General features: G+C 51.7%; 18 protein-coding genes. 9 read left to right on the forward strand and 9 right to left on the reverse strand.

The genetic code is table 11. The features are described 5' to 3' along the window. Window positions 1–27: 27 nt before the first annotated feature. Window positions 28–1,266 (reverse strand): sugar ABC transporter substrate-binding protein, encoded by a 1,239-nt coding sequence (locus tag CGZ75_RS22685; protein ID WP_089526598.1) that lies wholly within the window; start codon window positions 1,264–1,266, stop codon window positions 28–30. A gap of 370 nt (window positions 1,267–1,636) precedes the next feature. Here CGZ75_RS22685 and CGZ75_RS22690 point away from each other — a divergent pair, with 370 nt between their 5' ends. Both CGZ75_RS22690 and CGZ75_RS22695 read left to right on the forward strand, forming a co-directional pair. After that, on the forward strand, window positions 1,637–5,194 hold the full coding sequence (locus CGZ75_RS22690) for a GH36-type glycosyl hydrolase domain-containing protein (protein WP_342745712.1): 3,558 nt from the start codon (window positions 1,637–1,639) through the stop codon (window positions 5,192–5,194). Between the two features lie 2 nt (window positions 5,195–5,196). Continuing rightward, window positions 5,197–6,177, forward strand: a complete 981-nt coding sequence (locus CGZ75_RS22695; RefSeq protein ID WP_089526599.1) for a LacI family DNA-binding transcriptional regulator — start codon at window positions 5,197–5,199, stop codon at window positions 6,175–6,177. A gap of 623 nt (window positions 6,178–6,800) precedes the next feature. Here CGZ75_RS22695 and CGZ75_RS22700 read toward each other — a convergent pair. Then, window positions 6,801–8,696, reverse strand: a complete 1,896-nt coding sequence (locus CGZ75_RS22700; protein WP_089526600.1) for a PrkA family serine protein kinase — start codon at window positions 8,694–8,696, stop codon at window positions 6,801–6,803. 245 nt (window positions 8,697–8,941) lie between these two features. Between CGZ75_RS22700 and CGZ75_RS22705 the strand changes: the two genes are divergently transcribed. Next, the gene (locus tag CGZ75_RS22705) at window positions 8,942–9,679 is read left to right on the forward strand and encodes a DUF2161 family putative PD-(D/E)XK-type phosphodiesterase (RefSeq protein ID WP_089526602.1); all 738 of its coding nucleotides are present in this window, start codon (window positions 8,942–8,944) and stop codon (window positions 9,677–9,679) included. Window positions 9,680–9,763: 84 nt separating this feature from the next. Further along, complete coding sequence (locus CGZ75_RS26310; protein ID WP_281255133.1) at window positions 9,764–9,898, forward strand: hypothetical protein; 135 nt, start codon at window positions 9,764–9,766, stop codon at window positions 9,896–9,898. Here the strand turns inward: CGZ75_RS26310 and CGZ75_RS22710 are convergent. Beyond that, entirely contained in the window at window positions 9,895–10,932 is a 1,038-nt protein-coding gene (locus CGZ75_RS22710; RefSeq protein WP_089526604.1) for a hypothetical protein, read from the reverse strand. The two genes, CGZ75_RS26310 and CGZ75_RS22710, sit on opposite strands and share 4 nt — an antisense overlap. Window positions 10,933–11,007: 75 nt before the next feature. After that, window positions 11,008–12,345 carry an ABC transporter substrate-binding protein gene (locus tag CGZ75_RS22715; RefSeq protein WP_089526605.1) on the reverse strand — a complete coding sequence of 446 codons (1,338 nt, stop codon included), beginning with the start codon at window positions 12,343–12,345 and terminating at the stop codon, window positions 11,008–11,010. A gap of 353 nt (window positions 12,346–12,698) precedes the next feature. Between CGZ75_RS22715 and CGZ75_RS22720 the strand changes: the two genes are divergently transcribed. Together CGZ75_RS22720 and CGZ75_RS22725 are read left to right on the forward strand one after the other, a co-directional pair. Continuing rightward, window positions 12,699–13,133: a hypothetical protein gene (locus CGZ75_RS22720; RefSeq protein WP_089526607.1), complete on the forward strand. Its 435-nt coding sequence runs from the start codon at window positions 12,699–12,701 to the stop codon at window positions 13,131–13,133. A gap of 153 nt (window positions 13,134–13,286) precedes the next feature. Further along, a complete protein-coding gene (locus CGZ75_RS22725; RefSeq protein WP_089526609.1) occupies window positions 13,287–13,745 on the forward strand; it encodes a hypothetical protein in 459 nt (152 codons plus the stop codon). Between the two features lie 54 nt (window positions 13,746–13,799). Here the strand turns inward: CGZ75_RS22725 and CGZ75_RS22730 are convergent, their stop codons facing one another. The 3 genes from CGZ75_RS22730 to CGZ75_RS22740 all read right to left on the reverse strand — a co-directional run bounded on the left by CGZ75_RS22730 (window position 13,800) and on the right by CGZ75_RS22740 (window position 17,009). Next, a complete protein-coding gene (locus CGZ75_RS22730) occupies window positions 13,800–15,053 on the reverse strand; it encodes an ABC transporter substrate-binding protein (RefSeq protein ID WP_089526972.1) in 1,254 nt (417 codons plus the stop codon). A 244-nt stretch (window positions 15,054–15,297) separates the two neighbouring features. Beyond that, entirely contained in the window at window positions 15,298–16,128 is an 831-nt protein-coding gene (locus CGZ75_RS22735; protein WP_089526612.1) for a carbohydrate ABC transporter permease, read from the reverse strand. Further along, window positions 16,128–17,009, reverse strand: coding sequence for a carbohydrate ABC transporter permease (locus tag CGZ75_RS22740; RefSeq protein ID WP_089526614.1), 882 nt, complete (start codon window positions 17,007–17,009; stop codon window positions 16,128–16,130). Before CGZ75_RS22740 ends, CGZ75_RS22735 begins: the two co-directional genes overlap by 1 nt. Window positions 17,010–17,243: 234 nt before the next feature. Here CGZ75_RS22740 and CGZ75_RS22745 point away from each other — a divergent pair, with 234 nt between their 5' ends. Together CGZ75_RS22745 and CGZ75_RS22750 are read left to right on the forward strand one after the other, a co-directional pair. Continuing rightward, window positions 17,244–19,106: a cache domain-containing sensor histidine kinase gene (locus tag CGZ75_RS22745; protein ID WP_089526615.1), complete on the forward strand. Its 1,863-nt coding sequence runs from the start codon at window positions 17,244–17,246 to the stop codon at window positions 19,104–19,106. After that, window positions 19,103–20,707: a helix-turn-helix domain-containing protein gene (locus CGZ75_RS22750; RefSeq protein WP_089526617.1), complete on the forward strand. Its 1,605-nt coding sequence runs from the start codon at window positions 19,103–19,105 to the stop codon at window positions 20,705–20,707. Before CGZ75_RS22745 ends, CGZ75_RS22750 begins: the two co-directional genes overlap by 4 nt. Before the next feature lie 401 nt (window positions 20,708–21,108). Here the strand turns inward: CGZ75_RS22750 and CGZ75_RS22755 are convergent, their stop codons facing one another. Then, window positions 21,109–21,357: an AbrB/MazE/SpoVT family DNA-binding domain-containing protein gene (locus tag CGZ75_RS22755; RefSeq protein WP_089526619.1), complete on the reverse strand. Its 249-nt coding sequence runs from the start codon at window positions 21,355–21,357 to the stop codon at window positions 21,109–21,111. A gap of 199 nt (window positions 21,358–21,556) precedes the next feature. Next, on the reverse strand, window positions 21,557–22,021 hold the full coding sequence (trmL, locus tag CGZ75_RS22760) for a tRNA (uridine(34)/cytosine(34)/5-carboxymethylaminomethyluridine(34)-2'-O)-methyltransferase TrmL (RefSeq protein ID WP_089526620.1): 465 nt from the start codon (window positions 22,019–22,021) through the stop codon (window positions 21,557–21,559). Between the two features lie 115 nt (window positions 22,022–22,136). On the opposite strand from trmL, the gene CGZ75_RS22765 reads away from it, so the two are divergent. Continuing rightward, complete coding sequence (locus CGZ75_RS22765; protein ID WP_089526622.1) at window positions 22,137–22,859, forward strand: response regulator transcription factor; 723 nt, start codon at window positions 22,137–22,139, stop codon at window positions 22,857–22,859. The last annotated feature ends 7 nt before the right edge of the window (window positions 22,860–22,866 follow it).

Genomic DNA, 22,866 nt, shown 5'->3' on the forward strand with positions numbered 1-22,866 from the left:
GCCACTTCCTTTCCAGACTTATCGGTCTTATCGGTCCAGCAAACGCTGAGCCATGGAGTTGAATTCCTGGAGCAGCTTCTCATGATCCCCGTCCGTACGGAATATTTGCTCAAAAGTCTTCAGATAATTTTGCGAGATTCGATCCCACGGACCGACGATCGGCATCGGTTCAGCTTGTTGCAGTTGCTCGCCTACTACTTTCATATTGGGATCATCGCTCAACTTCGGGTCTTCCCATGCCTTCTTGCTCGCTGGCAGCTCCCCGGTAGCGTCCATCCACTTCAGCTGATTATCCGTTCGGCTGAGAAATGCGATGAATTTCAGCGCCTCATCCTTGTTCTTGGAAAATTCGAACACGCTCAGGTTCGAGCCGCCAAGCGAGCTGATGTTGTTCTCTTTTGCTGGAAGCACAGCTGTCGCCCATTTTCCTTCAACATCCGGAACCTGATCCCTCACCTGTTTGATAACCCACGGTCCGCTGATGAACATCGGCACGATGCCTTTGCCACCAAAGGTTTGCGTCATATCTAGGCCAAGGTCTACCGGAGAGTAACCCTTCTGGATAAAACCGTCCAAGTAATCAACCGCTTCCCGGAACGGAGCTTGCTCGAATTGAGCCTGACCGTCCTGAATCAAACCAGAACCGTTCTGCCGCGCAAACATGAAGCTGAAGGTTGGCTCCTTGACATCTACATTGAATCCGTACATCCCAGGCCCACGCTCGGTCAGCTTGCGCGAAGCGTCCTCCAGCTCCTCCCATGTTTTGGGAGCGCTCTCGTAACCGACGGACTTCAACAGATCTGTTCGGTAAAATAGGACACGCGTTTCCGCTAGCCAAGGCACACCAATCGCTCTTCCTTCATATCGATTGGAGTTGACTGTCCCCTCGAAAAAGTTCTCTGGAGCAAGCTCGGGATACTTGCCAAGCTCATCGGTCAAATCAGCCAGCGCTCCCGCATTACCGAATTCGGCCATCCATGTACTCCCCATCTGCAACACATCTGGCCCCTTCTTGGAAGCAACCGCTGTGACCAGCTTGTCATGCGCACTGCCCCAAGGGATTGCCTGGACCTTCACTGCAATATCCGGGTTCTCTTTGCTGAAGGCTATCGCCATCTCTTCCATTGGCTTGCTGCTGTCGCCCATCGCCCATACATTCAGCGTTGTTTTGCCCCCGCTTTCACCTTCACCGGATGAGCAGCCAGCCAGCAGGCTGCCTGCCATGAGCACACCGATCAAGATAGCGCTGCCTGATTTGATCCGCATTCGTGTTGCCTCCCCGTCTAAAAAATCGACTAATAGAAACGTTTCTACGATGCTTAAAAAAAAATATGAAATCGCATTCAATTTCCATTATACACACTTAACAGGTTATAATGGAGAAGAATTTTATCTTGATACATTAAAATAAGTAGTTTCGCTTCCTCCATATATAATCGTTTTACCTTAAATCGAAACGTTTATATTAAACAAGAGATTCCAATTGGCTTCTGTATTTCACAGCTTCTTATTATCCCTTGCTCTTTGCACTACCCGTTTTTAGTGGAATAAGAATCAGCGTTGAAGCTTTATCTTCTAATCGCGACCTTTCCAGAGCGAAACTATTCTTTTAATTGTATAGAAGGAGGAATCTAATGTGACAAATTATGGGCATTGGAAGCTGGATAACGGAAAAATGTCATTTACGTTTCTGCCAACCGGTGATCTTATGGAAGCGATGGCCGGCGGAATTCAGTTGAATCAGTTGGCCGCACACCCACTCGATGGCTCGCTTAGTGGGCTCTATTTGCGGGTTCGCAGCAAGGACGGATGGGCAGTCCATCCGTTGCTCGGCGCCCGTTCGGGTAGCCTCGTTTGCCGCGAGGACTCACGCTTCACCTGGCGCGGCGAAGCGCAAGGGGTTTGCTACGAGGTCAGCTTTTTGCTGTCCTCCGGTTATGTTTGGTTTTGGGATATTAAGCTCGAAGCGAATGATCCAGAACTGGAGGCCGATCTGGTTTACGGCCAAGACATAGGACTTGCTGTTATGGGCACCGTCCGCAGCAACGAAGCTTACAACTCACAATATATCGATCACAGCGCATATGAGTCGGAGGAGCGCGGATGGGCAGTTTGTTCGCGTCAGAACCAACCGCAAGATGGCCGTTTTCCTTATTTGCAGTTGGGCTCTCTGACCGGCGCCGCTAGTTATTCAACCGATGGATTTTCCTTCTTCGGCCTTAACTTTAAAGACTCACATACCCCCGAAGCGCTGCTAGCCGATCAACTGCCGGCTGAAATCCGTCAGTATGAGTTCGCTTATACCGCGCTGCAATCCCAGCCGCTGAAACCTGCCGCGACTGCTCGGGTCGTATTCTATGGGCTCTTCCAAGAGGATCACCGGGATGCTGTAACCGAGGAAGCATTCAAGGAAGATATACGCCTAGCGTGGCAAGATGTGGACCAACTGCCACCTGCGGCAGGTCCTTGGCTGCCGCTGCCCCGCAGGTCGGACGATATTGGTGAGCCGATTCGTTCGGAGGCGCTAACTTCTGCCGAGCTTATTGAGCGATACCCCCAGCGCTTGGAGGAGGAACGGCTGAACGAGGGATGGCTGAATAGCGAGCGACGGGATGATGAGCGACGGGAAGAGGGACGACTGGATGACGAGCGACTGGATGACGAGCTTCTCTCCTTTTTCACCCCGGAGTATGCTCATGTCGTGACGAAGGCTAAGGAACTGCGAATGGAAAGGCCGCATGGCCATATTCTGATGAGCGGTGCTCCGGACCGGGCGGGCGCAGAGCTACTCAGCTCAACCGCCTATATGTATGGCGTATTCCATTCTCAGCTTGTCGTTGGCAATACCTCTTTTAATAAGCTAATCGGCCATACCCGCAATGCTCTGAATGCGCAGCATGCTTCCGGGCTGCGGCTGTATGCTGAGAGCGAAGGCGTCTACCGGCTGCTCGCGCTGCCTAGCTTGTTCGAGATGGGCTTCAACTATGCTCGCTGGGTCTATCGACTGAAGGACGATACGATCGTCGTTACGAGTTATACGAGCGCTGATCAGCCGCAGGCTGTGCTGCAAGTAACATCAGAGAACGGCCGGCCGCGCCGTTATTTGCTTACCGCCCAGCTCGTCATGGGAGAACGCGAGGGTGAACGTCCCTACCACATGAAGCGAGTAGGCAAAGACATGCTAGAGGTGACACCTGGGGAAGGCTCCCCGATTGCCGAAGTATATCCGCGTCTGGCCTATCGGCTGCAATTGGACGGAACGTCCGCGCTGGTGCTTGACGAGCGCCGGCTCATGCCGGAGCTGCAAGCGACGGACGCCCCGCTGCTCGTACTTGAGACTGAGCCTTCTGCGGACTGGAAACTTGTCATCGACGGCCGATTGGACGGCTTTGGGGGGCAAGGTGAGCTTTCGAAGCAGGACGGGCTTTCCGAGCAGGGTGAGCTTTCTGAGCAGGGCGGGCTTTCCGAGCAGAACGGGCTTTTAGCCCAATCCGCCTCGTCTACCAATTCATTCCCCTCGCTCGAAACAGCTGCAAGGGAGTATCGGACGGGCATGGAGAAGCTGATGAACGGCTTTCGCCTGGAACATCCCGAAGGCAACGCCGCCGTATCTCGCCTGGACATACTGGCTTGGTGGTACACGCATAATATGCGGGTTCATTTTGCATCGCCGCATGGTCTAGAGCAATACGGTGGAGCTGCTTGGGGCACACGAGATGTTTGTCAGGGGCCAGCGGAATACTTTTTGGCCGTCCGGCAGGACGAAGCGGTGCGCGACATTATCCGCCTGGTGTACTCCCATCAGTACAAGCAAAGCGGGGGCTGGCCTCAGTGGTTCATGTTCGACCAATATTCCCGTATCCAGCAAGAGGAATGCCATGGCGACATCATCGTTTGGCCGCTCAAACTGCTCGGCGATTACATCGCAGCTACCGGCGACCTCGACATTCTTGGGCTTGAGCTGCCGTATACGGATTCCGACTCTTTCGAGCTGACGGAGCTGCGGGAGCCGCTGATCCTTCATGTGCGGCGGCAAATGGACTACATGACCTCCCGTTTCCTGCACGGCACCCTTCTTTCGGCTTATGGAGATGGGGATTGGGATGATACACTGCAGCCGGCAAGCCCCGAGCTGAGAGCCAATATGTCCAGCAGTTGGACGGTCGCGCTGACCTATCAGACGTTGGAGCAACTAGGAAACCTGCTGGTTAAAGCCAACGAGAGCCTTGTCGCAGCCTCGGAGATGCGTTTGTTAGGCAAGGAATTGAGAGAGCTGGCAGCTGGGATTCGTGTCGACTTCAACCGCTTTATGAATCCGGATGATATCATTCCAGGCTTCCTGTATCTAGAAGATCCAAGCAAGCCTGCAAAATGGCTCCACCCTTCCGATACCCGAACCGGAATCAAGTATCGCCTGCTGCCGATGACACGTTCCATGATCGCAGGTTTGCTGACGCCGGACCAAGCCGAGCGACACTATGAGCTCATCAAACGTGAGCTTAGCTTCCCGGACGGTGTACGCCTGATGAATAGTCCCGCTCCTTACGAGGGTGGAGTGAGCAAGCGCTTCAAGAGAGCCGAGCAGGCCGCTAACTTCGGACGGGAAATTGGGCTGCAGTATGTGCATGCGCATATCCGCTTTATCGAGGCGATGGCCAAACTCGGCAAAAATGACGAAGCCTGGCACGGGCTTCAGGTCATTAATCCGGTCGGCATCAAAGCGGCGGTGCCAAATGCCGAGCTGCGGCAGAGCAATGCTTATTTCAGCAGCTCCGACGGTAATTTTGCTACCCGCTACGAAGCTGCAGAGAGATTCGACGAGCTGCGCACCGGAAAAGCCTCCGTCAAAGGCGGATGGCGGATTTATTCCAGCGGCCCCGGAATTTACATGAATCAACTCATTTCCAACGTTCTTGGTATTCGTGTTCGAGCTGAAACTCTCGAGCTTGATCCGGCGCTGCCCGGCGAGCTTGACGGCCTTTCGCTGCGGTTCCGCATCGCGAATCATCTTGCGAGGATTACCTATCTGCATAGCGGAGGTCCGATCGTCCGTGTTAAGGTTAATGGACGTGAGGCTCCTTTCACCCCTCTGCAAGGGCCTTACCGGAGCACCGGCGCCAGCCTGTCGCTGCAGGATCTGGACAAGCTCTGGCTGCCGGGGGAACAGCAGAATGAGATTGTGCTGGAGGGATAATGATGGTCAGCATCAAAGATATTGCCAAACAAGCAGGAGTGTCCATTTCTACCGTATCCTACGCGCTCAATAATAGCCCCAAGGTTACACTTGAGACCAAAACTCGTATTCTGGCTGTTGCCAAAGAGCTGAACTATGTACCCAATGCAGCTGCGCGGCAGCTCAAAAAGCAGGAATCACTCATTATCGGAGCTTTTCTGACCGACTTTAGCGGAGCATTCTACGGTGATCTACTGCAGGGTATGAAAGAAGTTGTCAATCGCAAAGGGTACGATCTGATCGTATGCAGCGGCAAACAATCTCATCGCCTGCTGCCGGAGCGTATGATTGACGGTGCCATCATTCTAGATTCCGCCTTCTCCGACGAGGAGCTGCTGGAATATGCCGATCGCGGCCATCGGCTCGTCGTCCTGGATCGTGAGCTGCGCCATGATAACATCAATCAAGTGCTGCTGGATAATAAGGCAGGCGCCAATCTTGCTATGGATTATCTAATTGAAAATGGCCACCGTAAGCTCTACATCGTCTGCGGCCCGCCTGATTCCTATGACTCTAGGCAGCGTTTGACAGCTGTCAGGCAAACCCTTGACCGCCATCCCGAGGTCGAGGCTGTCTTTCTGGAAGGAGATTTCAACAAAGCCTCCGGAGAAGCAGCAGGTAAAAAGATTTTGAGCGAGCTTTCCGGCGAGCCGCCGGGAGTGTTTTGCCTGAATGATGAAATGGCTATTGGCCTCTTTCAAACCGTTCAAGATCATGGCAAGGGGATCGGAGTGGATCTATCGCTGGTCGGCTTCGATAATATCGATCTGACACGCTATTTGAGCCCGAGACTAGCTACAATCGAGTATTCCAAGCATCGCTGGGGCGCTATGGCATCTCAACAGCTGCTGCAGATGATCAGTGGTGAGCAGGTCGAGCATGAGCGAATCTATGTGTCGTTGGTCGAGGGTGAAAGCGTGAGACCGCGAGGAGCGGAATCTTGATTGGTGCGGATGGTAGATTTCCGCCGAGCAGAATCGTCGCATTCAAAGGTACTGGAAGCTTAGCCTCCAAGCATCTTCAAAGTCGGCTTTGACGAGTTTACTGTTCCTTCGTGTTTGAAGGCACTCACTGAAAAAGAACCTGCTTCCCGTGTTATCCGGGGAACAGGTTCTTTTTAGGTTTTACCAGCTCAGCCATGCCATCAACGAAGCTGGCTGGCAGACGACGGTGAGCCGGCCGAACTTCGGCAGGCCAGCACAGCAGGCTGACATTCGGCGCGCTCGTATTCGGTGAATAGGTATCCTCATTCCTTCCTGTGCTCAAAATCTAGTTAGTTATGAGGCTCGATTCGGTCACTGCGCATGGATTGCACGGCTTGCTCGGCTTTAGAGGTTGGAGGGATCGTCGTTTAAAGCCATCTTTGCTCCATTTTCCACTTTTTTAGCATTTAACGACACCACAATACGTAAGCAGCCATACACGCTTTAACTCAATGCCTAATGCCTGACGATTCGTTAGAGAGTGCCAGCCCCCTCCAAAAAGAAAAGGATACTATGTCCGCAATCGAACATAGCATCCTCTGCTGGTTTAGAACGGTAAAGCGGTTCGCTCTGCCTGATCCTAATTAGCGATTCAGCAGGCTTCCCACATAGCGCAAAAGCTCGTTAGCACTCGCGATCGTGTAACCATGCTCATCAACGAGCCGCTTCGTTACCTCGTTCATTCGCTTCAACTGGCTCTCATCCGGCGTTTTGATGGACGTCGTAATCTTCACGATGTCCTTGAGATCGGCGAACAGCTTTTTCTCCACTGCCTCGCGCAGCCGTTCATGGCTCGTGTAGTCAAACTTGCGGCTTTTGCGAGAATAGGAGGAGATGCGGATAAGAATTTCCTCGCGGAAAGCTTTTTTCGCATTTTCCGAAACACCGATCTGCTCCTCAATGGAGCGCATAAGCCGCTCGTCAGGTTCAAGCGCCTCTCCGGTCAGCGGATCCTTGATCTTGGACCAGTTGCAGTACGCCTCGATGTTGTCGAGATAGTTCTCGAACAACGTGCGTGCCGACTCCTCAAAGGAGTACACAAACGCTTTCTGCACCTCGTTTTTGGCCAACTGATCGTACTCTTTGCGGGCCACCGAGATAAAGTTTAAGTAGCGCTCACGCTCATCCTTCGTAATCGATGGATGCTGGTCGAGCCCTTCCTTGAGCGCCCGCAGTACGTCAAGCGCGTTGATATGATCCATCTCGCCCTTGATGAGCGCGCTGGAAATCCGATTGATGACATACCGAGGATCGATGCCCGACATGCCCTCCTCCAGAAACTCGCTCTGCATTTCCTTGAGGTCTGCATCCTTGTAGCCCTCGACTTCTTCTCCGTCGTACATCCGCATCTTTTTGACGAGGTCCATGCCTTGCTTTTTGGACTCCTTGAGGCGGGTGAGTATGGAGAAAATAGCTGCAGTCCGCAGCGCATGCGGCGCAATATGCACATGGCGCAGATCGCTCTGGGCGATCAGCTTGGAGTATATCTTCTCTTCATCCGATACTCTCAAGTTGTACGGGATCGGCATAACGATCATCCGCGACTGGAGCGCCTCATTTTTCTTGTTGGAAATAAACGACTTGTACTCGGACTCGTTAGTATGCGCAATTATGAGCTCGTCAGCCGAGATTAGGGCAAATCTACCTGCCTTAAATTGCCCCTCCTGCGTCAGTGAGAGCAGGTTCCAGAGGAACTTCTCGTCGCATTTGAGCATTTCCTGGAACTCCATCAGACCGCGATTCGCTTTGTTTAGCTCGCCGTCAAAGCGGTAAGCACGCGGATCCGACTCTGAGCCGTATTCCGTAATCGTCGAGAAGTCGATGCTGCCGGTCAGGTCGGCGATGTCCTGTGACTTCGGATCAGATGGGCTGAACGTGCCGATACCGATGCGGTTGTCCTCGGAGAGGAACACTCGCTCGACCATTACATTTTCAATATCATCCGCGAATTCGGTCTTCAAACGCATCTGGCAAGACGGGCAAAGATTGCCCTCGATCCGTACGTGAAGAGTTTTCTCCAGCTCCGGACGCAGCTCATGTGGAATGAGATGAAGTGGATCCTCATGCATCGGGCAACCCTTGATGGCGTAGACCGCCCCCTGCTCCGTGCGCGAAAACTTCTCCAATCCCTTCTTGAGCATTGTAACGAGCGTAGACTTGCCGCCGCTGACAGGTCCCATGAGCAGCAGAATCCTTTTTCGCACATCCAGCCTGCGCGCTGCCGAGTGGAAATATTCCTCCATCAGCTTCTCCACCGCACGATCGAGGCCGAAAATCTCTTGCTCGAAAAACTTATAGGTTTTCTGCCCATTCTTCTCTTCAATACCGTTCGATTTGATCATTTCATACACGCGCGAATGTGCCGTCATCGCCGGTGCCGGATCGTTCCGCAGCAATTCGATGTAGTCCTTGAATGTTCCCAACCAGGCGAGCCTCTCGCCCTCCGACTTGTACTCCGCAATGCGTTTGAAAATATCCATGCTGCGCCTCCTCCCATTGCTTCCGCTTGAACCCTTGTTTGTCCCTTTCGCCCAGGCTGTATCTCTGCTTCCCACTCCCGAATAGCAACGTATTCGAAGTATTAAAGCCTATGCGAAGGGTGCCGATAACTTGACCGGAAATTTTGATGATGGACAGGAATTGCCAGCTTAGCCCGCATCTCCTATAATGAACGGAATGAGAACGTCTGTGCTCTAGAGGACAGGCGTGCGGGGGGATTGCCGATATGGCGGTACGCGAGGAAGCAGAGCTTTACGGGCCGGTGAAGGCCTATTTGGAAGCCAGAGGTTATGAGGTGAAGGGTGAGGTGATGCACTGCGATCTGGTTGCCATGCGCCCGGACGGCAGCGATCTCTTCATTGTCGAAATGAAAAAGACATTCACGCTCGCACTGCTGCTGCAGGGCGTGGAGCGGCTACGGGTGGCGGATCGGGTCATGCTCGTAGTAGAACGCAATCGCTCCAAAAAAGGAGCCGTCAACCAGCGCTTTGGCGAGCTGGCGGAGCTATGCCGTATGCTTGGTCTCGGGCTGATGACGGTAACGTTTTATAAAACGAAGGGGCCAGCGCTTGAGCTGCTATGTGAGCCGGGCGATGCACCGCTGCGCGGACGGCGGCGCTCGCGAGAACGTCGCCTGCTGCAGGAGTTCCGCGAGCGCAGCGGCGATTACAATATCGGCGGCAGCGGGCGTGTGCAGGGCAACACGCTTATGACCGCGTACCGCGAAAAGGCACTCCGCTGCGCCTGGGCGCTGCAAGCGCATGGCCAGCTTTCGCCAGCTCGTGTGCGGGAGCTGTCCGGCTTTGCAGGCGCGGGCGGGATGCTGCGCGCCAACTATTACGGCTGGTTCGCCAAGGTGCAGCGCGGCGTATACAGCCTTTTGCCCGCGGGCGAGGCCGCGCTGGCAGAGCATGCCGCCGTCGTAGACGGCTGGCTGCGCCAGCAGGGCGCGCCGCGCGATTAGCGCGGCTGGGCCGCTGCGGCTGCGCGCTCAGCGCAGGGAGCGCGGCGCTAGCGGGCGGGGCCGCGCAGCTGGGCGGGCCGCAGCATGCTGCTGCTGCGGCCGGGCGCACCGGAAGCCCCAGTAAGTAGGCTGGGCTTCCGAGCGCTGGCTGCGCCAGCTCCGCGCAGCGCAGCTAGGCGCGGCGTGCCGCCGCAGCCTAGCTCTACCGCGCGCTCCTAGCTGCGCGCGGTGAACTCGCGCAGCGCTGCCGCCAGCCCGCGCAGCGCCTGCGCCAGCTCCGCGCCGCTGGCAGCGCCTGCGGCGAGCCGCGCCGCTTCGCGGCGGCGCCCGTTGCCGCTGCCCGCAATCGCGGCAACGGCGACACCAATGCGCAGCCCGCGTTGCCGGGCCGCACGCTGCAAAGCGCGCGCGGCCAGCCCCTCGGGCAGCAGCAGCTCCACCGCTGCGCAGCGCGAATCGCGCCGCCAGCGTAGCCCTTCAGGCATGGAGGCGGCCAATGCCTCCTCCAGCTCCTGCAACGCCGCTTCGCAGGCTTCAGCCGCAGCGGCACGACGCTGCTGCAGCCCTCCCTGGAGAAGCAGCTCCTCCAGGACGCGCAGTTCCCAGCCGCTGATAGCTCCCGTCGCCTGCCGCTCCTCCTGTACGCGGCGCAGCAGCTCCGGCGGACCGCTCACCCATGCGGCCGTAAGCTCTGGCGCACCGCTTGCCAGCGAGCCAATTCGCGCATAGTTGCCGCGGCCATCCCGGCGCAGGCCGTCTGAAGCCGTGTCAGCCGCGCTTTTCGTTCCAGCGGCTCCGACGCTTGGCTGCGCACCGTATGACCAGGCGCTGTCCGCTTGCAGCAGCACTGGCCATACTGCCAATCCCTTCTGCTCTGTAGCCCCGGAAGCGACTATACGGACCTTCTCATATTCATCAAGGTCTGCCGTCTGCTTCCCTTCCCCGGCCTGCTGCCATGCTATGCCTTCATGAAGCCCTGCTGTAACCGCACGGCCCCCGCTTCGCTCCAGCGCCCGCTGCAGCAGGGCTAGCGCAGCGGCAGAGCTACCCGTGATGCAGATCCCTTCACCCGGCAGGGCAGTTTCTTCCGCGCCCAGCCCGCTGCGCAAAAGCGCAGCCAGCCGACGGCCGCCATCCTGCTCCCGATCATGGGAAGGCTTCAACGCCCGGCGGGCCGCCTCCACAATCTCCTCATCAGCAAACAAGCGCAGCTCGGAGCCAATGCGATCAAACTCAATTTCCTTCTTATCCAAACTCTGTTCCCCCTCGCCGTTACGTAAAAACGTCCCAGAAGCATATACGCTTCTGGGACGCCCGTTAGAACGAGATTACTTTTTAATCATGCTGTTCCATTTCGACTCAATGCTTTTCAGCAAGCCTTCCTTATCAACCTTACCGGCAACATAAGCCTGCATTTCAGCGCCGACTTCTTGCGGCAGACCTTCCGGCATTTGGCTGAAGTACCAGCCCGAAGTTTTGCCTTCTTGGCTGTATTTCATGATGTCATTTGCAATTGCGCCAAGTACCTTATCGTCCTTCACTTCGATGGATTTCATCGCCGGGATGAATTTGAACTCCTCCACGATGTAACGTTTGCCTGTTTCGGAAGTTGCCAACCAGTTCAAAAAGTCCTTGGCCGCTTCTTTATTTTTAGAATTTTTGTTAATAACCCAGTTGTTCGGCACGCCAACAAAAATATTACCGCTTTTTTCGCTGTCATCAATCGGCATTGGCAGAACACCGATATTCATATTTTGCGTAATACCGTCAATTTGCACCTGCGTCCAGTTGCCCTGCTGCATCATCGCTGTTTTACCGCTGGCAAACAGGGTGACCTGCGTGTTGTAGTCGGTCGTCAACGGGTTTTTATTGCTGTTTTTCAGGGTAAGATCAAGCAGATTGAACCACTTTTCTACAACCGGATTGCCAACCAGACCACCTTTGCCTTCGTTCAGGTTTTTGATGAGTGCGGCCGGATCGTCCTGATTCGCCAGAGCTACGTTAAAATTGTGGTTGCCGAGCACCCACCACTCCTGATAACCGCTGGAAAAAGGCGTAATACCTGCATCCTGCAATTTTTTAGCGGCCGCCTCCAACTCGGTCAGCGTATTAGGCAACTCAGTAATGCCAGCCTTCTGGAACAGATCCTTATTATAAATGAAGCCGTATCCCTCAATGCCTACCGGCATGCCGTACATTTTCCCATCGAGGGTGATAGGCTCTTTCGCTGCATCCAGCACATCGCTTACCCAAGGCTGATCCGACAAATCCTCTACCTTGTCGATCCAGGTTGTCAGCTCGGCGTTGCCCATATTATTGAAAACATCCGGCTCTTGACCGGAGGCGAACTTGGCCTTGAGACCTGCGCTATAATCTGCTCCACCGCCCATCGTTTCGATGTTAAGTGTAACATTCGGATTTTCCTTTTCGTAATCGGCCTTCAAGCGGGTCATAGCGTCTGCAATTTCAACTTTAAATTGAAAAATGTTCAGCGTTACCTTCTCTTCGCTACCTCCGGTGCTCGTATTGGTCGATGTATTTGCCGCGCTGTTGGTAGTGCCCGAATCGCTGCCGCTATTGCCGCCGGAATTGGAAGTGCTGCAGCCTGCGGCTACAAGGCTGAGTGCAAGGCCTGCCGACAGTACCGTGACTAAGGATTTTTTCATTTGTTTGTCCTCCCTTGTGATTGACCCACCATCATGTATGCGCTTTAATAATGATTTTCCTGAATGCCTTCCCTTTGTATTCGGGAATAACTTCAGTATAGACCTGACATGAAAACGCTGCCACTGAGGATGTTGAACAAAAAGGTTGAAAATATTGATATTTGTCATAGGATCAATATTTTACTCCTCCTACCTCTATTCTTTCACCTCATCCAATACCACTAGAAACTTTCTATCTAAAAAATAGAATACAAACGTTACCACTATATGCGCCGTGACCGTCCCTATCGTTCTTCCATACCATATTAATAACTTTAAATAGATAGAAGGAACGGAAAGGAGGAGATTTCCAAATGAATTACGGCATCATTCTGATTCTGTTCATTTTGCTCGTGATTACAACTCAAGTTTTTTGGAACTGTTCCAGCGATCCGGAAAGCCCGATTGCGCCTGCTGGAACCGCGATTCCATTTTACATTCATAACAATTCAGGCTATACGCTAACCCGATCTAATTATTATGGTCCAGTTTCCTCTTCTCCTTACTCAATTCCAACAGGAACCACGGGAGAAATAAAAGTCACATCCACTACGCTCCCCGGATCTGTAAAGGCTTCAATGAATTATTATTCGTTAAGCGGCAACAGTTTTGTGCACCTGTCATTCGGTATGGATGTTATAAATATTCTCATTGGAATTGGAGGTAAATTTGAGAACGTTTCTACAATGGGAGCCATCTCGGCTAGAATAGGAGAACCAGTAACAAGCTTACTTGTTTATCCTGCCTAGCACAAAATAAATCAGCCCCAGCCGTCAATTATAGACGTTGGGGCTGATCCTATCTGACCCGCTCGAATTACTACTGGCTGGGTAACGATAACACCTTAACACATCTTTCATTCCGTATATCGGCTTTTGCTGCTCAGAAAGGAGACCGTGTAGATGAACAATAAACCTCATGTAAGCATAATTCTCATCCTATTTATTTTACTTGTTCTTGTGACGCAATTAACGCACTCTACGCCACAACCTCTTGACAAGCCAATCGGCGCTGAAGCTGAGCTTGTTCGCGATTTCTTCATTGCAAACGAAACACCGTTCAGTTTAACGAGGTCAAACTACTCTGGAAACATTATTAGCTCCTCGTCGGTAGTTCCCCGGCGCGAGTATGGTTGGATTAGGATGCCTGCAAAATTTGAAAAGACAGTCGCGACTATCAATTACTATTGGCTTGATCTCACTACTTCGCCTTATCAAATACACTTGACACTCGAAATAATCACAGAATATTTTCTTTCCAGCTCTTTTAAAGCTATTTCGACAGTGGGTCCTATCGAAATAGTGGAAACATCAAGTCATGGGGGTCAGGACGGGGTTATCGCCAACTACCGCCCTCGCTAACAAAGAGCAGTCTCCAACGTCATTGCATGACGTTGGAGACTGCTCTCATTTCAGTTATTTTTTAGCCATGTTCGTCCATTTGTCTTGAATGCTCTTGACCAGCTGGTCTTTGTTGCTTTTGCCAGCTACATAAGCTTGCATGTCAGCTCCAACTTCTTGTGGAAGACCTTCTGGCATTTGGTTGAAGTACCAGCCCGAAGTTTTACCGTCTTTGCTGTATTGCAGGATGTCGTTCGCAATTGCGCCGAGCACCTTTTGGTCTTTAACTTCAACGGATTTAAGCGCTGGGATGAACTTGAACTCGTTGACTCCGTAGTTTTTACCGGTTTCAGAAGTAGCAAGCCAGTTCAGGAAGTCCTTAGCTGCTTCTTTGTTTTTGGAGTTTTTGTTCACAACCCAGTAGTTAGGTACGCCAACAAAGATGTTGCCGCTCTTCTCGCTGTCATCTACAGGCATCGGCAGAATACCGATGTTCATGTTAGGTGTAATGCCATCAATCTGAACTTGCGTCCAGTTACCTTGTTGCATCATAGCCGTTTTACCGCTTGCGAACAGCGTTACTTGCGTGTTGTAGTCCGTAGTCAGCGGGTTCTTGTTACTGTTCGCGATCATCATATCGAACAGATTGAACCAGTTTCCGATAACCGGGTTTCCAACAAGACCGCCTTTGCCTTCATTCAAACCTTTGATGAAACTTGTCGGATCATCTTGATTAGCCAGAGCTACGTTGAAGGTATGGTTGCCGAGAACCCAGAACTCCTGGTAGCCGTTGGAGAAAGGCGTAATTTTAGCTGCTTTAAGCTTCTCTACTGCAGCCTTAAGCTCGGTGAGCGTTTTAGGCGGAGTTTCGATGCCAGCTTGCTTGAACAGGTCTTTGTTGTAAATAAGGCCGTAACCTTCGATACCCATTGGAAGACCGTAGTTTTTGCCATCGCGCGTAATGCCTTCTTTGGCTGTATCGATAACATCAGATTGCCAAGGCTCATTGCTGAGATCCTCCAGCTTATCCGCCCATGTCGTCAGGTCGGCGTTACCACCGTTGTTGAAAATATCAGGCTCTTGGTTAGAAGCAAACTTAGCTTTCAGCCCTGCGCCGTAATCCGCTCCGCCGCCCATCGTTTCGATGTTCAGGATGACGTTTGGATTTTCTTTTTCGTAATCAGCTTTCAGACGGTTCAATGCATCGGCGATCTCAACCTTGAACTGGAAAATGTTCAAAGTGACTTTCTCACCGTTGTTAGCTCCTCCGTTATTGCCAGCGGGCTCATTGCCGCCTCCATTGTTCGATGTGCTGCAGCCGGCCAGCATTGCAATTGCCAGTCCCGCAGAAACAGCGCTAATTAAGCTTTTTTTCACAGGAAATTACCCCTTTCGTTCTCTTGCTCCCCTTAGTATGCCAATAAGCAGCAACCTAATGCGAAATCATTGTCTCGCTTAAGTACAGTATACTCCGTATGCGCAAACGTTCGCACAGACGATATTGCTGCAAAAGGGGGAGGATATTGATCTTGCTTTCGCAAGATCACCATCCTCCCCCTAATCTTCTATACCATTATCCTTTAACAGAGCCTGCCGTGATGCCTTCAATAATATGACGTTGAAGCGTCAGGAAGAAGGCAAGAATCGGTAACACGCCCATAACTAGACCAGCAAGCGCCAAATCCCATTGTTTCGTATACTGTCCGAAGAAGGCGTAAGTCGACATTGGAATTGTCCGCTGTGCCTCGCCCAGCATCATATTCGGCAACAGGAAGTCATTCCAAACCCAAAGGCTGTTCAGGATGATAATCGTAACCGTCATCGGCTTAAGCAACGGGAACACGATCCGCCAGAAGACGCCGTAAGGCGAGCAGCCGTCCACCGTAGCGGCTTCCTCAATCTCAAGCGGAATCGATTTGACGAAGCCGTGATACAAGAAGATCGTCATGGATGAACCAAAGCCCAAGTAAGCGAACCATAAACCAGGAATGCTGCCAGTCAGATTAAGCCAAGATGCAACCTTAATCAGCGGAATCATTATCGACTGGAACGGAATAACCATCGCCATGACGAACAGCATGAACAGAATGTTGTTGTACTTGGAAGAATGGCGTACCATCCGGTAGGCACCCATGGAGCAAATAATCGCCAGACCGACGATCGTCGACACCGTAATGACCAGAGAGTTCATGAACGACGCTGGGAAATTCATGATGTCCCAGGCACGTGTAAAGTTGGCAACCGTCCAAGGGTTAGGCAACGCTGCGGAGTCAAGCAAGATGTCTCCGTATTTTTTGAAGGAGTTGCTGACCAGGAAATAGAACGGTACAAGGAACAGCAGCGCAAGCAGAACTCCAATAATTTCCAATAAAAGTGTGGAACCTTTATATGGTTTTGTTTCCATTATGCCTGCACCTCCTTGCGTTTCGTAACCCATACTTGCAGCGATGTAATCAACGCTACGACAATGAAGAAGATCAGCGCTTTGGCAGTACCGAGACCCATATTATTGTTTTGGAATGCTTCATTGTAAATATTCAAGGCGACGGACTGCGTAGAGTTATAAGGTCCGCCCTTGGTCAGCGACAAGATGATATCGAATGACTTGAACGACCAGCTCAGCGCCAGGAACAGCGCAATCGTAACCGCCGGCATGATCAGCGGCACTGTAATATGACGAAGTCTCTGCATTGCTGTTGCACCATCAATGGAAGCAGCTTCGATCAAATCGCGCGGCACATTAATGAGAGCCGAGATGTAAATAACCATCAGATAACCAGATGTACTCCACACCGTTACGATAACAACGCCCCAGAAAGCCGTCGTTTCATCGCCAAGCCAAGGCAGGTTGAACAAGCTCCAGCCCGTTTTTTCGCCAACGGCTGCAAAACCTTTAACGAAAATGAACTGCCAGATAAACCCGAGCAACAGACCACCGATAACGTTAGGCATAAAGAAGATTGTCCGCAGTAAGTTTTTGGACTTCACAGGCTGCGTCAGCAGCAGCGCCAGCATAAAGCCCACTAAATTGGACAGAATTACGGCTGCAATCGTGAATTTTGTTGTGAATGTAAACGAGTTAATAAAGGTTTGATCGTTGAAAATTTTGACAAAGTTGTCTAGACCAACAAAGGTTGCATTATCAGATACGCCATTCCACTCCGTAAAGGAGTAGTACATGCCCATAAAAAAGGGAAGCGCAATAATAATCGCGAACGCAAGCGTAACTGGGCCCGTGAATACGAGCTGCTGGACCCATGATTTGGACCATCCGCTGCTTTTCATCCCGAATCTCCCCTTTCAATAAAATCGTAGTCAGTTTTTCCTGTATTAATAAGAAATATCCCGACTTCCTGTTCATTTTCCTACATTATACGTTCCCTATTCTCCCCCTCCCACTGAGTATGATGACGGGAAAGGTGTAAAATATTGATGCCACTCGTCCATAACGCTATAATCTTAGAAGAGTCTTCGCAGTAAAAAAGCTGGGCTTCATTACGATCAAAGGAGACATAAGCAGTGAAATTTTATTGGATTCGACGCAGCATTCGAACGAAGCTGGCCGTGTTTCTCCTTATGGCTATAGGCATTCCGATGCTGCTATCCATTATTATAACCAATACGCGCACAGCAGCTTTTGTCGAAGAGGATAACATCCAGCAGAACTCCAGCCTGCTGTATCAGGGTAAGACTAACCTGGAGAACTATTTCCAGTCGTTCTTCCAGACCTCGCTTGCGCCTTATTCGGATACAACTTTATATCGCACCCTTGAAATGGGGCGCAGCGACTACCTGACAGATAACCAAATCTTTGTCAGCCTTCAGATTATGGCCACCTCCGTCAAGGAAATTTATCAGGTTTATTTGCATTCTCCTGGCGCCGAGCGTGGTTACTTATATTCCAGAGGTCAGTACAAGCGGATGGATCAAATTGTGAGTACTCCAGGTACGACATTGCCAGAAGGGGTTGGCTACAGCATCCGGCCGCTGCATATGAGCAGCAATTACAATATGACTGTCGCCCCTCCCTTTCTTGCCAGACCAGTCATTACGGTCATTCGGCCCATACTGCGGATTCCGAGCGACCAGCAGATCGGCACGCTTGCCATCGACATTACCCCGGAGGTCATCAACACGATTTGCAGCCAGCTGTATCAGCAGGAACAAGGCGAAGAGGTTTATCTGCTGGCACCAGATGGGACAATTATTTACGGCCCGGATCCAAACCGGCGTGGACTTAAGCTGGACACGGAGTGGGGTGAGGAGTTGCTTGCCGAGTCTGCAAAAGCAACGGCCCTGAGCAGCAACGGCAGCTATTCTGGAGCAACAAGGTTGCAGAACTCCCCCGATCAAGGCGTTTTTGTTTATGAAAAAATATCAGCTGGCAATCAGATGTGGACGTTGGTCAAACGAATTCCAGATTCAGTGCTCCTACGTGCTACAAATGGGGTCACCCAAGTGAATACGGCCGTTTTGGTGGGCTCCATGTTACTAATCGTGCTCGCCATATTATTCATCTCCTTCTGGATTACCCGGCCGATCAAGCAGCTAACCGGTTATGTCAGTCAAATTCAATCCGGTCAGTTGGATACCGATATTCATCTGAATCAAACGGATGAAATTGGTCAGCTGGCGCGCCGGTTCCGAATGATGATGGAGACGATTAACAATTTGGTGCTTCGGGAATACAAGCTGGAACTCGCTAACAAAACGAATCAATTGAAGGCGCTGCAGGCGCAGGTCCATCCCCATTTCTTGTACAATGCTTTACAATCGATCGGCACGACCGCGCTGAAGCGAGGCGTTCCCGATTTGTACAAGCTCATTATGCAACTAGGCAAAATGATGCGTTATTCGATGAATACAGCCGAGGAATTTGTCGTTATTTCCCAGGAAATTGATCATACTCGCTCCTATTTGGAGCTACAGCGTCATCGCTTTGACGATAAGCTGACATACGAGATTTCACTGGAACCAGGTTCAGGCAGCATTCTGATACCGCGGATGGTCATCCAGCCCATTGTGGAAAATGTATTCAAGCACGCCTTTGATCCTGCAGGCGGCGAGGTGCATGTGACGATTAACTGCTTCCAGACAGATGGCTGGATTCATATTGAGATTGCTGACAATGGTCCGGGATTGCGGCCCGACAAGCTTGACGCTTTGCAAAAAAGCTTGATGCAAGCCGATGAAGGAAGCCTCGATATTGGAGATCATATCGGACTGGCCAACGTTTCAGCACGCCTCAAGCTGCATTGTGGGGATACTTCAAGCATCCAGCTTGAATCTGGGCTGGAGCCGCTTGGCGGACTATCCGTTACCCTCCTTATTCCTTCATCCGATAAAGCTGAAACACCTAAGACAGGAGAGACAGAACTATGAATGTGCTAATTGTTGATGACGAGAGCCATGCCCGGGAAGCGGTCAAGTTGCTTGTAGATTGGGAAGCTCTCGGCTTCACAAAAATTATAGAAGCGGATAATGGCGAGTCAGCCAAGCTGCTCGTAGATGAATTTGTTCCTGTTTTGATTTTGACAGATATTCATATGCCGATAACAAATGGAATTCGTTTCATGGAATGGGTCAGCACACATCATCCGCAGAGCAAAATCATAGCCATCAGCGGGTACAATGACTTTGATTATGTGCGCAAAACGATGAAGTTTGGTGGTAGAGACTATATTCTAAAGCCAATTGATCCCGACCAGCTGAATGAAGCCGTGCAGCGCGCCCTTGAGGAATGGAGGCTGGAAACCCAGGAGAAACAGCGCCAAGTCGAAAGTGGAATCGCCTTGAACCAGTACAAGCCGGTTTATTGGAGCCATCTGTTCGGTAAGCTGGCGGCTGGCGCTCAAGAAGCGGAAGCTGCGGCTGCGCAGCTGCGCGCCGAGTTCTCAGGATTCCCCACCCATTCGTTCATGCAGGCCGTATCGTTCAGCCTATTCCCGGTTCCCGATAAGCTGCTCCGTCGCTTCCGTGGAGATCGTGAGCTGCTGGAATTCGCCATGATCAATGTGCTCAACGATCTGCTGCGCGGGGAATGGAAATGCGGATATGCCTTCCGTATTGCGGATGCTTCGGATGAGATCGTTGCCCTAATCTGGAGCGGCCACGAGCGGCTCAAGGATCGCGTCCTTCAGCTCATTGAAGCCGTTTCATTAACATTGAAGGCCGAGCTGCATGCTGGAGTCGGCAAGCTGGTCCCAGACGCCGAAAGAGCTTGGGAGTCTGTGAAGGAAGCAAGGATTTCGCTTCTACAGCGGAATTTGCTGCAACCGCAGGAACGCATCCATTATGCCGAGCGGCAGCCGACAAGCGGCGCCTCCGTACATTTGTCCGTGATCGAGGATGCGCTACGCTTGTCGATTCAGGTCCGTAACTCGGCAGAAGCTACAGCAGCCTTGAAGGACTGGTTCGAAAAGCTGCGGAGCATCGGAATCGTCTCCCCTGCCTCGACTCAGCTGTGGGACCGCCAATTGGAGCTTATGCGTACTCGCATCACCCAGGAGTTCAACCCGGACCCTGCTGCGAATCCACTTCCTCTTGGTGGGCCTCTGCCGCTTGTTTTCAGTGAAGAGGGCAAGCTCATGCTTGATGAGACCGAGAAAGAATGGCGGCTGCAACTGCTCGACTGGCTGGAAACGATCCTTCGCCGCATCCGCCAGGAGCGCAGCATTATTTCAGAGATGACCTCGTATATCGGCTCCCATCTTGAGGAAGACTTAACGTTGCAGACGCTTGCTTCCCGCTTTTTCCTTAGCCGGGAGCATGTCAGCCGACGTTTCAAACAGGAAACCGGACAGACGCTCAGCGAGTATGTCGAGATTTTGCGCATGGACAAAGCCCGCAAGCTGCTCTCCTCCTCCGGTCTTCGAGTCACCGAGATTGCAGCACAGGTCGGATATATGGACGAAAAGTACTTCAGCAAGGTTTTCAAAAAACATACCGGCAGCTCGCCAGGACAGTTCCGCCAGCAGGGCTGACACAGGTTGTTCACAAATTGAATCGTTTTCTTTTTTTATCCATTTGGGTATAATTAAATCAATTCGTCCGGAGGTGCTACATATGTCCGTACAGTTCATCGTCGTCACGCTTGTGTCGCTGCTGTTCTTGACCGCAATGCTTACAGCGGCCTACAACGACGACAAGACCAAAGGTCTGTAAAACGCTATCAGGTTTACGCAAGTACGAGTAATACGGCCTCCATCGTCCCTTGGGCGGTGTCCGTATGCGAAGGATTCTAGAGAAATAGAACAAAGGCCATGCTTCCCGATCGCTCGGGAGGCATGGCCTTTTCGTTGTTCATTCTAGAGTTCGGAAAAGCTCTCGCATTAAACTCGTGTTGAGCTTTATCCAGAACTACTACCTTCCGTTCATGCAGCTATTAACGACGAAGCTGCGACATTCCCGTCATGCATTCCGCACAGAGATGGCGTTCCTTGAAATCCCGTACCTCTTCCATCGATCCGCAAAAGACGCAGCGCGGGCGGTAACGCTCCAAAATAATATGCTCGCCCTGTACAAGGATCTCAACAGGATCCCCTTCATTCATCTGATAACGCTTGCGCAACGATTTAGGTAGCACGATGCGTCCAAGCTGATCAACCTTCCGTACGACTCCAGCCGGTTTCATGGTTGTATTTCTCTCCTTATGTCTGAAAATCTAGTCACAACCAACCCTCGGCGGACATAATTGTCACAGGGTTAATGGATGTTTATTCTAGTGATGTTCGCTTTCCGAATGAGGATTCCTTCCCCATTCGGGATTTTCTTAGAATAGTCCAAGTTTACTTCAATAACATGGGGCAATCTTCCTAAATTGAAAAAAAAGGTCATTCCAAACCGGAAAAACCATTTTGCCTCAACGCTTCAAACAGAATCACCGCAACCGAATTGGATAAATTCATCGAGCGGACATCGCCGGTCATTGGCAAACGGATAGCCGAAGAAAGATTGGCTTCTATTAGCTCAGGCGGCAGTCCTTTCGTTTCTTTACCGAACACAAGCAGATCTCCATCGCGATAAGCGACCGAGTCGTAGCGGTTATGGGCTTTGGTGCTTGCGAAGAAAAATCGTCCCTGCGGGAAGTTATCTCTGACTTCCTGGAAGGAGTCATAATAATGAACTTTAACGGCATGCCAGTAATCTAGCCCAGCACGCTTTAAGGTTCGGTCATCTGTGTTAAAGCCGAGCGGTCTAACTAGATGCAAATGAGCACCTGTAGCCGCACAAGTACGAGCAATATTGCCCGTGTTCGCGGGTATTTCAGGCTCGACAAGCACAATGTGAAACGCCATGAATTATTTCCTGCCTTTCTTCATTACTTTACATTCCTTTTACGCAAAATTAATTCCGTTCGTATGGTAGCGCGATATACTTTCATCAAGACGCGGGAAAAGGAGACCGAATAGCATGACGAAAAAAAAAGTTCTCATCGTTGACGACGAGCCTTCAATCTCAATGCTTCTCGAATTCAACCTAAACCTTGCCGGTTACGAGGTCCGCACCGTGCATGACGGCATGGCCGTTTTTGATATACTGAAGCCATTCCGCCCGGACTTGATCGTGCTTGATTTGATGCTGCCCAAAATGGACGGAATTGAAGTCTGCCGCGAGTTACGCCGCAGAGGCAATGTCGTTCCCATCGTCATGCTCACCGCCATGCAAGATGTGACAGACCGCATCGCTGGCCTGGACAATGGCGCCGATGACTACATGACCAAGCCCTTCAGCCCGCAAGAGCTGATCTCCCGAATCTCCGCTATTTTCCGGCGGATACAAGACTATCCCGGTGTAATTGATGAAGCCCGTTATGACTTCGGCCCTTTGCAGGTCGATCTTGGCACTCGGGAGGTTCATCAGCATGGAGAGCTTGTCGAGCTTACCCCGAAGGAGTTCGAACTGCTTGTGTTCCTTTGCCGCCACCGTGGAAAAGTGCTGAGCCGCCAGCAATTACTGCAAGGAGTATGGGATTATCATTTCCTTGGCGACACTCGTATTGTCGATGTGCATATCAGCCATCTTCGGGATAAAATCGAGCGCAGCGCCCGTTCCCCCGAATACATTATGACGGTCCGCAACGTCGGATACAAGCTCACAGGTCCCAATTCGAAGGATCAGACCGCATTAGCCTAACAGCAGC

The organism is Paenibacillus herberti (genome assembly GCF_002233675.1).
In the GTDB taxonomy this organism is placed as follows: Bacteria; Bacillota; Bacilli; order Paenibacillales; family Paenibacillaceae; genus Paenibacillus_O; species Paenibacillus_O herberti.